This window comes from Photorhabdus sp. RM96S (assembly GCF_042879335.1).
GTDB classification, from domain to species: Bacteria; Pseudomonadota; Gammaproteobacteria; order Enterobacterales; family Enterobacteriaceae; genus Photorhabdus; species Photorhabdus kayaii.
Map to the genome: position 1 here is coordinate 1 of NZ_JBHFKT010000070.1, position 9,915 is coordinate 9,915.

The following is a 9,915-nucleotide window of genomic DNA, read 5'->3' on the forward strand; positions in this document are numbered from 1 at the left end:
CGGCGTGGCAATATTGACAACCGGGACATTGCCCTGATTTTGTACCTGCGTATGGTTATTATCCGGTGTGATCCCCGCGGCAATCGCCGGGTGAAGCGGCTGAATGGCGGTAAGGTAAATTAAAAGATAACTCGTGCCTCTCGCCACCGAGCTGTTGCGTTTACTCATCATACTATCCCTTTTGTTTAATTTAAGTGTTACAAAGTCAGTGATGCTGACCAATAAGTGACCCAGTGATCCGGTTTTAGGTGATCAGGGTGAATGAGGGGCTTCCCAATAGTGATGGTTTGGTTGAATCCAGGGTGAGTCAGTGATAAGCCCAGAGCCGCGCCGGTGACATTGCCGCCCTCGATTTGTCCGGTTTTTTTCTGTAACCAGCCAGTATCCAGCGCTCCGGTTAAAATGAGTTCGCCTGGAATAGGAAGTTTTGATACCCGCCAGTTTAGCTCGTTGCGCCAATATCCGCCGCGGTTGCCGGTGAGATATTGTTCTTTGAATCCCCGAACGGAATATTGTCCGCCCAGTGAGAGACGTTCGCTGGCGTAAAGGTTGTCTGGCGTGGTCTGGCCGTAAATCGATGACAGGTAATAAATGGAGTCTGTGACAGGCATGAAATAGCTGGCGCTAAGGCTGAATTTGCGAAATTGACTACGTGGCGCATCTGAGAAACGCGGATCGTCTTTGGTGGCGCCAAATGCTTGTAAACCGTGGCTTACCGTCGGGTTGAAAGTGACATAGCTTCCTGCCAGCACAGTACTGTAATTAACGCCAAGGTTGATTGTGCTCAGTGTCGGGCTGCTGATGGATAATGTTTCTTTTGCCAGTAAATTGGTGGTCCGACGGCGTGTCAGCCCCATATCCAACGCCAGTTTCTGTTTTCCATCACGATATAACGTCCGGTTTACTGCCAGCCGGTGAGTCTGACTGTCGCCGGTGTAGCGATAGGTTTGTGAACCCGTCGGGATATTCTGAAAAGAATCATTCCATGCATATTGATAACTGAATAACCAGTAACCATAAGGAATCGTCACATTGGCAGAGAGGCTGCGGCTTTGATGGCTATTGCGGAAGTCACTGTTACGGCTGGCGGATAATGACCACTGATCAGCAAGATGTAATGGATTATCCAGATTCACGCTGGTATTGATTTGCCCGGCGCCGGTACTTCTTTGACCACTGTTATCCGCTCCCAAACTGGCACTAATGGGTAAGCGAATCGATGTTCGTTTTAAAATAACCGTGGAATAACCCGATTGTTTTCCCGGCTGAATATCAATGGTCACTTGTTGAGACGGCAGGCGATTTAAACGCTCCATGCCTTGTTCAATATCTCGCAGGTTAAGCGTTTTACCCACTATGCTCGGAAAAGCCATTTTCAACGAGAGAGGTGTTTCACCGTCCAGGCTGACTGATTCAATTTTGCCTTCATTGACCGTAATAATGAGAATACCGGAGGATAAATCCTGTGCGCTGAGTCTGGCTTGGGAAGTGACATAACCCCGTTCAATATAGGCATTAGTGGTTTTTCGTACCAATGCATTAATGTCCTGCAAAGATAAGCAGTGGGATAAATAAGGGCGTGTTAAGTGCTGTTTGACTGATCGAGGCAGGCTTTTTGCACCGTCAAATTCAATTCGGTGAATGGTGTGGCAGATAGATCCTGCTGTACTCGGTGCTACATCGGGTGATGGAGGTAAAGTGATGTTGTTGCGCAGCGTTTCCCTTTGCTGTTGGGCTTGTTGCAGTAATGCTTTTTGTTGTTGCGTGATCGTTTCTTGAGCCGCAGGGCTGATCGGTGTTGAGGCATAGAGCAGTTCAGAAATTGCCAGCAGGATAAGTCCTGTCAGGCTTCGGTGATAAAGAAAACGGCTTCCCATAAATAATCTTAATAGCTTGATAATAACATTATTAAACTATTCTAATGTGGTATTATTTTCTTGTCTGAATGGATAGTGTAAAATGTGATCGAGATCGGTTATTTAATCCTGATAATGGGGAATTTAATATATTAAATTCCACAAAGTGGCGATAGGGCTGGAGATATTATCTCCTTACTTCAACTCTAGCTCTTTCAGTTTTCGTGTAATAGTATTGCGTTCCCAACCTAGCAATCGTGCAGCATCTGCGTGAGCATTATCCGATAGCCAAAGTGATTGGTTGAGGCGGTGAATCAAACTTTGCTGAAATCGGAAAAGAGGGTGAAGCAGCGGAAGCCTGCCGCGGTATTGGGATTTTTCCGGGTAATTCCAGTCATTATGCTGATTTTCTGGATTTACTTCCTGTTACCAGTGATGCTTGGTATGGAAATTCCAGAAATTACCACCGTAGTTTGCGCTGCTAAAAGATACATCTCTGGCTTATATCGCTGGAGTTCTTTCATTATTTTAATTTCCTATATAAGTAAAGAATTATTGCATTTATAACTATCGATATTATTGATGATATTATGGAAAATAATGTAATGCCGTCAAAAATATTGAAAGATTTGAATACAAAAATACCTACTAATGGATAAGATAAACAGACGAAAAAAGAAAAAAGTAATAGATACTGAATTTGCTTGCTGATGTTATCTTTCCTTACGTGATTATGTATATATAATATGTATCCTAAAACTGAAATAAGAATAGGGGAAAAGGCAAAGGAATAAAATGTCATAAAAACTCCTATTATAATCAAAGTTATGTTATTCAAAGGGTAATAATTTATCGTTTCTAATAAACGGAATGCCTCCTGTTTCTTTCAGGATGAGAATATGGCTATTTGTTTATTGATCACACAGTGGATGTGATATTTTAATAAACAGTCTTGGTTTAAAAATAACTCAAAATAAGGTGGTACTTTAAATAGGTAGATTAACATAATAAGTGCAAGATTGTTAATCTGGAAGGACCTTGTCAATAATTCGGTGTAATTGTCTTCTATTCTCTTTGTTGGTTGTACTCGTTAGCTATGCTTCCGGGGATTCACTACTCAGCTATACCCGTTTCGTTGGGATTGCGTCTTCTGTTTTAGTTCCGCTTTGTAGCTACTTGAATCATTTAAAAGGAAAACCAACAGGGATTGCTTTTATCGATTCCACAAGCCTTCGTGTTTGCCATCATATTCGCATTCCCCGTCATAAGGTCTTTGAGGGGGATGGCGAAACCTAAAGGATTAAGCGGCTCTCTTTACGCAGATAATGTTGAAAGCCTATTAAATCAGGCTTTCAACTTGCAGAGAAAATTACTGATATTTTTCCGGTGACACAAAACCTACACAGACTATTGTTGGCTTAGTTTCAGGTTCGGGCTGGAAAAGAAATTCTTCCTTACTATTTATTCTTAATGTTGACCAGTCTTGCAGAACGCTGTGAAAATCTTCTTGTTCGCAGGTTTTTCCCTTTGCACCTACCAGAATAGCGCCGTCACGTATAATATCGCTTGCTTTAACATGGCGGTTATAGATATTGGGTGCCTGTTCTCCTGATATCCAAGGTTGAATAGTCTCTGGCTGACTTGGCGCGTAAACAGTCAGCCACTGATGCAAGTATTCGCCCCCGACATAATGGAGCGGTGTCGAATAGCGTTGATGCCAGCGTTGTTCCAGTTGCCAGGAAAAATCTTTGATACCTTCGAATTTATGGCCGGCACCGCGAATATTGGCTGCCATAATCAGTACATATCCCATCAGAATCAACCCTGCGACGACAATCAGCCCTCTCAGGGTATTGCGTAATGATTTCTGTGGAAAACGAGTAATAGAACCAACCAACAGCGCTGATGAAACGGACATAAAGGGGTGCAGCCATTCTGTCATTCTTCCCCCCTTATTGAATGAGAACCAGCAGTAGATAATCAGTAATGGCAACAAGATGATAATGTTTACCAATCGGTTCGGTTGCTCCTTCGGCCAGCTAATACGGCCGCCAAGCTGATAGATAATAATGCCAACGATAATCAGCGGATAAAATACCGATAATAACGATCGGGTAGTGTGTAGATTAAATCCACTATCTATTTGTGAATCTACCCATTTGAAAGCGGCAAAATCATTGTTCCATAGCCACCAGAAATTAGGCAGTACCAGCACAAACCAGATAACCAGTGCGATATAGAGCGCGGGTTGGCGGTAACATTGTCGAACTTTAGGCACAAATAGAGTCAACAGAAAAACCGAACCAACCAATGCCAATGTGGAATATTTTCCCATTGCCGCCAGCCCGGAACTGAGAGCAAATGCCAGCCACCAATGCGGATTGTCATACACGGCTCGTAGAAAGAACAGCATAATCCACGGCCATAGCATAATTAGCAGATAATTATCGTTATATGGGATAATATCGAAGTTAATAATACCAGACAGGTTCAATGTCAGCATGGCGAGCCATGCCAGCTCTTTTTTCCCTGTCAGCCGAAATGCCAGATGCCATACACCGAGCATGCTAATCGAGATAGCAATAAAGTGAATGAAATACCAGTAAAAACTCAATGAAACACCGCTTATATGGATAGCAGGCAGCATCATTACACCCACTAACCACGGATTTTTAGGTGAACCCCATTCGCCGTTTTTTCCCCAGTTCAATGCTTCGACGGCATCATAAGGGACGGTTGGGTCGAATGAATAACTCACTATCATCCATAACAAAGCATAACCAACTACCCACAAGTAAACGGATTTATAGCAAGAAGTATCAAAAATAGGCATATCGATTGATCATTTATTGAAGGTTAAGATTAATAGGATATTCGTTGGTGGTTAAACCATGCATGAATGATAAGAGATTTTTGGCTATATTTTTTAAAAGATAAAGAGTTATTCACGGCGCTTTTCTATATGTGCAGTTTCTGCTAGATTCCGACGCAGCAATACCCTGATAAACCAAACTGAGTAACCGGCTATGAACCCGTTAAAGAAAAAAGCACCAGCCAAAACATCTGCTAGTAAACAGAAAAGAAAAAACCGCGAAGAATTGAATGCGGAAGGGCGTGCACGTAAGCGTGAGAAAAAACATCGCGGCAATCCGCCCGGTAACCGCAATCAGGAGCAGAGTGGTGATAAACATCAGTCAGGCAAACAGCAACGTGATCCACGTTTTGGCAGTAAAGTACCTGTTCCGCTGATCGTCGGGGAACAACCGACAAAACCTGTCGTTGTTAATAAAGTCGAGACAAAACCACGTCTGTCGCTACAAGAAGAGTTGGCGATGCTGGAAAACGATGATCGTCTGGATGCATTGTTAGAGCGTCTGGAAAATGGCGAAAGTCTGTCTAAAGAAGAGCATGCTTATGTTGACACTACGCTGGATCGGATTGATGCTCTGATGGAAGAGTTAGGTATTAAACTGGATGAAGAAGAGAGTGAAGAAGAGAAGCAGGATGACATTATGCAACTGCTGAAAGGTAAATAATTTAATCTCCCATGATTAGAGGCGGGTTGATCCTAATAACCATACCATTGGTATGTTATTTGCTATGGTTATTGGATAAACTATGGCGATTATCGCGGCGTAAAACCCGGCTGCGCGGAGTCACAACGGCGCAACATATTAAGCATATGAAAGCGTTACGTTTTGATGGGCAAAAACATCGGAAGGGATAAGCATGTCTGAGCAAGCCATCGTTTGGGATCTGCCTTTGATCCAGAAATACAATTATTCCGGCCCTCGTTATACTTCATATCCTACGGCGCTGGAATTCAATCAACAGTATGATAATGCAGCATTTATCCAGGCTGCTACCTGTTACCCTGAACGACCGCTTTCTCTCTACCTCCATATCCCGTTTTGCCATAAGCTCTGTTATTTCTGTGGTTGTAATAAACTGGTCACCCGTCAAAAGCATAAAGCGGATGAATATTTGCAATGGCTTGAACGGGAAATTCGTGGCCGGGCAAAGTTGTTTTCTGGCCGTAAAGTGAGTCAGATGCATTGGGGTGGTGGTACACCAACCTACCTTGATAAAGACCAAATCAGTAAATTGACGGGCTTGTTGCGTAACCATTTTGATTTTCTGCCAGATGCTGAAATTTCCATTGAAATTGACCCACGTGAAATTGAACTGGATATGATTGATCACTTGCGCAATGAAGGTTTTAACCGTCTGAGCATGGGTGTGCAGGATTTCAATAAAGAAGTTCAGCATCTGGTGAACCGTGAACAGGATGAAGAGTTTATCTTTGCTTTGGTAGCTCGTGCCCGTGAAACGGGTTTTAATTCCACTAGTATTGATCTGATTTATGGCCTGCCGAAACAAACACCAGAAAGTTTTGCATTTACTCTGGAGCGAGTATTAACGTTATCACCGGACAGAATGAGTATTTTCAATTATGCTCATTTGCCGAGCTTATTTGCTGCTCAACGTAAAATTAAGGAACATGATTTACCAAGTGCCGAACAAAAGCTGGATATATTGCAAGAAACAATCGCAACGCTGACAAACAACGGCTATCAGTTTATTGGCATGGACCATTTTGCTCGCCCGGATGACGAACTGGCAGTCGCTCAACGGGAAGGGAAGTTACATCGCAATTTTCAGGGCTATACCACTCAGGAAGAGTGTGATCTGCTAGGCTTGGGAGTTTCTGCTATCAGTATGTTGGGCGATAGCTATTCTCAAAATCAAAAAGAGTTAAAAAGCTATTATGCGGAATTAGAAAAACAGGGGCATGCTTTATGGCGTGGTTTAACGCTGTCACAAGATGATTGTATTCGCCGTGATGTTATTAAAGCGCTTATCTGTAATTTCCGTCTAAATTTTGCCGATATTGAGCAGCAATATGGGCTGAGTTTTACCCATTATTTCACGGAAGATTTGCAATTATTAACGCCATTAGTTGACGATGGACTAGTTGAAGTGAATGAGAAACAGATCTGGGTAACGCCGCGGGGTCGGTTACTGATTCGTAATATCTGTATGTGTTTTGATATTTATTTGCGTCAACAGGTTCGCCAGCGTCAGTTTTCAAGGGTGATTTGATTGTTCAGAGCGTGGTTTTTAAATAAAAGGGCAATTACATAAAATTGTAAACAGAGTCCGCCTTGCAGAACATGTTCGATTGCACCTCGGAAGAAAACGTCGCGCTGTTGAAATAGGTCTATTACTTAGACAATCGTGTGACCGAATTGACGGCACCGCCCCAATAGTTCGAGAGTTTTTACAAACAGAACAGGCGATGAGGCAGCAGAAATTAGAGCAACCAGCGCCGAAAAATAAATTTTATCGTAATTATGGGCCGAATATGTGATTTCAACTGCTCGTGAGCTATGTTTCGGAGGGAGACACAGTTAACTTTTCACTGAAAAAGTCCTTCCTGTATTCATAAGTTTTTTTATATGTTAAGTTACTTTTTTAGCCCAAAAATCGAGTAACATCATTTGAATAAGAAACTAGGACGGTAATCTTTATGTCATACATGATTTATCTAACATTAAATGGTAAGAAACAAGGCTTAATATCAGCTGGATGCTCAACCCTCGATTCTATAGGGAATCGATACCAAAAAGGGCATGAAGATCAAATACAGGTACTCAGTCTAAATCACACAATAACTCGTAACCAGAACGTAAGTCATCATCCTATACAATTTATCAAACCCGTTGATAAATCATCCCCATTGTTAGCTATGGCTATAGATTCTAACGAATCATTAAATGGTGCTTTTATTTTTTATAGGACGAGTCAGACAGGGCAGTCAGAGCTTTTTTATGAAGTAAAAATTACGGAAGCAACTATTGTTGATATTTCCTGTACTTACCCAAATTCAATTAATAGTAATGAGTTAATGCCGTATGAGAAAATCTTTCTTAAATATAAATCCATTACATGGAACCATGTAACAGCAGGAACATCAGCCTATAGTATATGGGATGAACGGGTTTATTAAAAGTAGAAGACCACCTCCCTGGGAGGTGGCTTAAGGATGACAATTAAAGTTAAGCATATATACTTAGCTTTTTTTTCTTTCACTTAAATATGTGAGAACAAAGAATAGAACAACAATTACAATACTTCCTATTAAAGATATAATCCACCATTCATCGGGGAAGAAATACACTGATATAATTCCCCATATAAAAATGGCTACAACAGGCATATTTGACCACAATAATTCTTTAATAAATACACAAAAAAGATCTTTGAACCATCCTTTACTAAATATTTTATTTTTCATATATAAACTCAATTACCCATCATATTTGCAAGTACGCGAGCAACTTCTTCTTCGCTGATCTGCTTATTCTTGAATCCTTCTATTAAATAAATTCCCTTTTCTAATTCAGGTTCAACTATAAAATATAACATTTCCAGTTTTTGAAAATACAAAGCCCAATAGAATTGTGGACATGTTATTTTAAGTCTATTTGCTGATATTGATGCTTTCTCGTAATATCCGTAAAATTGAGCGATATTTAACAATCCACTTATAAATCGTTTGGCTACATTTTTCACTATAGTTTTTTTAATTAAATTTAAATATATAGCTTCTGCTATTATAGCTGACACACTTAATTTAATTGATTTACCTATTGCCACTTTAGCGGAAAATTTTAATATTTTCCCATATATTCTTTCTTTCTCTTTTTCTTCATTACCTTTAAATACTTCATCAATATATATTTCTGTTATTCTCGAAATGAATTTTCTTTTATTTTCATTTTTAAGATCCATCAGATTTAACTTCATTCTGTGATCTTCTTCTTTTATCCTTCCGTATACATCTTCATAACCGTCAAAAAAATATGAAAATTGCCAGAGCTTACGTCTCATACCTAAGCCTATAGTATCTACGACCTCTTCACCTAATTCTATAGTGTCATTTACTGCCCTTTCGAGACTGAGGCCTGCTACACGTTTAGCTTCTTCTATTCTCCAAAGCAAATCATTTTGCCGATCTACCTCTTTCCAGAGGTCATTTTCGATACTAGATTCCATACATAAGCTCCAACTCAATGATTAATTAAATTTTCTTCGAATTTCAGTGTTAATAGCCTACCATCAGAGATACGCATATTAACCCTCTCTGTATTTGTAGATGATAATAATTGAAAGCAGAACATCATCATTACAGCTAGTTTGTCCTCAGCTATGACTGAACTATTAACTAGAACATTATTTATTCGTTGCATTAATTTATCTCTGTCATCCATACGCTATCTCTATTATTAATTAAAAAAATTAATATAACATATTTAAATAAAAATAACCATATTAATCAAATAACAAAAATCTACTCAAAGAGTACTCGATAAGATATTAAGTTTCCGTAAAATAAAAATTCCGAATATTTTAATTTATTCTATAAAAATAATTAACGTTGTGTAATGAAATTCTGTTACTCTTTGTCGCCATCTTCAGTGTGAGACTGTAATTTAAATTGTGTAATTACTTGTTCCTGATATATTCCTTACAGCAACGCGGACAGGTAAATTATGGACGAACTGAACCAGGTGTTTAGTCCCAACATTAAGAAGTCGTATGATTTCAGCTTTTCTATGAATGTATCGTCTGTTGAGAAAGAGAATTACGGCTGTAGTACTAGTCTGATGTATTATATTTCAGGCTTTTGGTGAGTACGCAATAAGCTAAAACAACAATAACCGGCCAAATAAGTATAAAGATCGAAACCCATAATGACCAATGCCATACATTTACCACCAAAAATAAGCTACAGATAAAAATAACAATAATAATAGGAAAAAACTTAACAAGTAGACAAAAAACGTAAAGAGAAGCTATAGCAGCGGCCACTTTGGCTGGAATCTCCCACAATCCAAAGTAATCACGGAAAATATAAAAATTGATCGACAATACTTGCATCATACCCAGGGCACGAGCATACTTTGACTGCTATTCATCCAAAGAAAACTCTTGCCCGATAATCATCGCACCAACCCGCTTTTTTAAGCTTGTTCCTTTGGCTCGGTGCCCCGCA

8 protein-coding genes and 2 pseudogenes are annotated in these 9,915 nt (G+C 39.9%); 5 read left to right on the forward strand and 5 right to left on the reverse strand.

Features of this window, described 5'->3' with window-relative positions; all coding sequences use genetic code 11:
* Nucleotides 1–197 precede the first annotated feature (197 nt).
* Nucleotides 198–1,877 carry a ShlB/FhaC/HecB family hemolysin secretion/activation protein gene (locus ACGF49_RS23450; protein ID WP_262978673.1) on the reverse strand — a complete coding sequence of 560 codons (1,680 nt, stop codon included), beginning with the start codon at nucleotides 1,875–1,877 and terminating at the stop codon, nucleotides 198–200.
* A 174-nt stretch (nucleotides 1,878–2,051) separates the two neighbouring features.
* On the reverse strand, nucleotides 2,052–2,174 hold the full coding sequence (locus ACGF49_RS23455; RefSeq protein ID WP_387493031.1) for a helix-turn-helix domain-containing protein: 123 nt from the start codon (nucleotides 2,172–2,174) through the stop codon (nucleotides 2,052–2,054).
* A gap of 42 nt (nucleotides 2,175–2,216) precedes the next feature.
* Here ACGF49_RS23455 and ACGF49_RS23460 point away from each other — a divergent pair.
* A pseudogene (locus ACGF49_RS23460) lies at nucleotides 2,217–2,336 on the forward strand (amino acid ABC transporter permease); the annotation flags it as partial.
* 630 nt (nucleotides 2,337–2,966) lie between these two features.
* Nucleotides 2,967–3,137, forward strand: a pseudogene (locus tag ACGF49_RS23465) (transposase); the annotation flags it as partial.
* A gap of 88 nt (nucleotides 3,138–3,225) precedes the next feature.
* On the opposite strand, the gene ACGF49_RS23470 reads toward ACGF49_RS23465, so the two are convergent.
* A complete protein-coding gene (locus ACGF49_RS23470; protein WP_228901244.1) occupies nucleotides 3,226–4,689 on the reverse strand; it encodes a glycosyltransferase family 39 protein in 1,464 nt (487 codons plus the stop codon).
* Nucleotides 4,690–4,882: 193 nt separating this feature from the next.
* Between ACGF49_RS23470 and yihI the strand changes: the two genes are divergently transcribed.
* The 3 genes from yihI to ACGF49_RS23485 all read left to right on the forward strand — a co-directional run bounded on the left by yihI (nucleotide 4,883) and on the right by ACGF49_RS23485 (nucleotide 7,866).
* Nucleotides 4,883–5,392, forward strand: coding sequence for a Der GTPase-activating protein YihI (yihI, locus tag ACGF49_RS23475; protein ID WP_228901246.1), 510 nt, complete (start codon nucleotides 4,883–4,885; stop codon nucleotides 5,390–5,392).
* A gap of 193 nt (nucleotides 5,393–5,585) precedes the next feature.
* A complete protein-coding gene (gene hemN / locus ACGF49_RS23480) occupies nucleotides 5,586–6,959 on the forward strand; it encodes an oxygen-independent coproporphyrinogen III oxidase (RefSeq protein ID WP_387493035.1) in 1,374 nt (457 codons plus the stop codon).
* 427 nt (nucleotides 6,960–7,386) lie between these two features.
* On the forward strand, nucleotides 7,387–7,866 hold the full coding sequence (locus tag ACGF49_RS23485) for an Hcp family type VI secretion system effector (RefSeq protein WP_112895327.1): 480 nt from the start codon (nucleotides 7,387–7,389) through the stop codon (nucleotides 7,864–7,866).
* A gap of 63 nt (nucleotides 7,867–7,929) precedes the next feature.
* On the opposite strand, the gene ACGF49_RS23490 is transcribed toward ACGF49_RS23485, so the two are convergent.
* Together ACGF49_RS23490 and ACGF49_RS23495 are read right to left on the reverse strand one after the other, a co-directional pair.
* Entirely contained in the window at nucleotides 7,930–8,154 is a 225-nt protein-coding gene (locus ACGF49_RS23490; RefSeq protein WP_040151315.1) for a hypothetical protein, read from the reverse strand.
* Nucleotides 8,155–8,162: 8 nt separating this feature from the next.
* Nucleotides 8,163–8,915: a hypothetical protein gene (locus ACGF49_RS23495; protein ID WP_113041202.1), complete on the reverse strand. Its 753-nt coding sequence runs from the start codon at nucleotides 8,913–8,915 to the stop codon at nucleotides 8,163–8,165.
* Nucleotides 8,916–9,915: the final 1,000 nt, after the last annotated feature.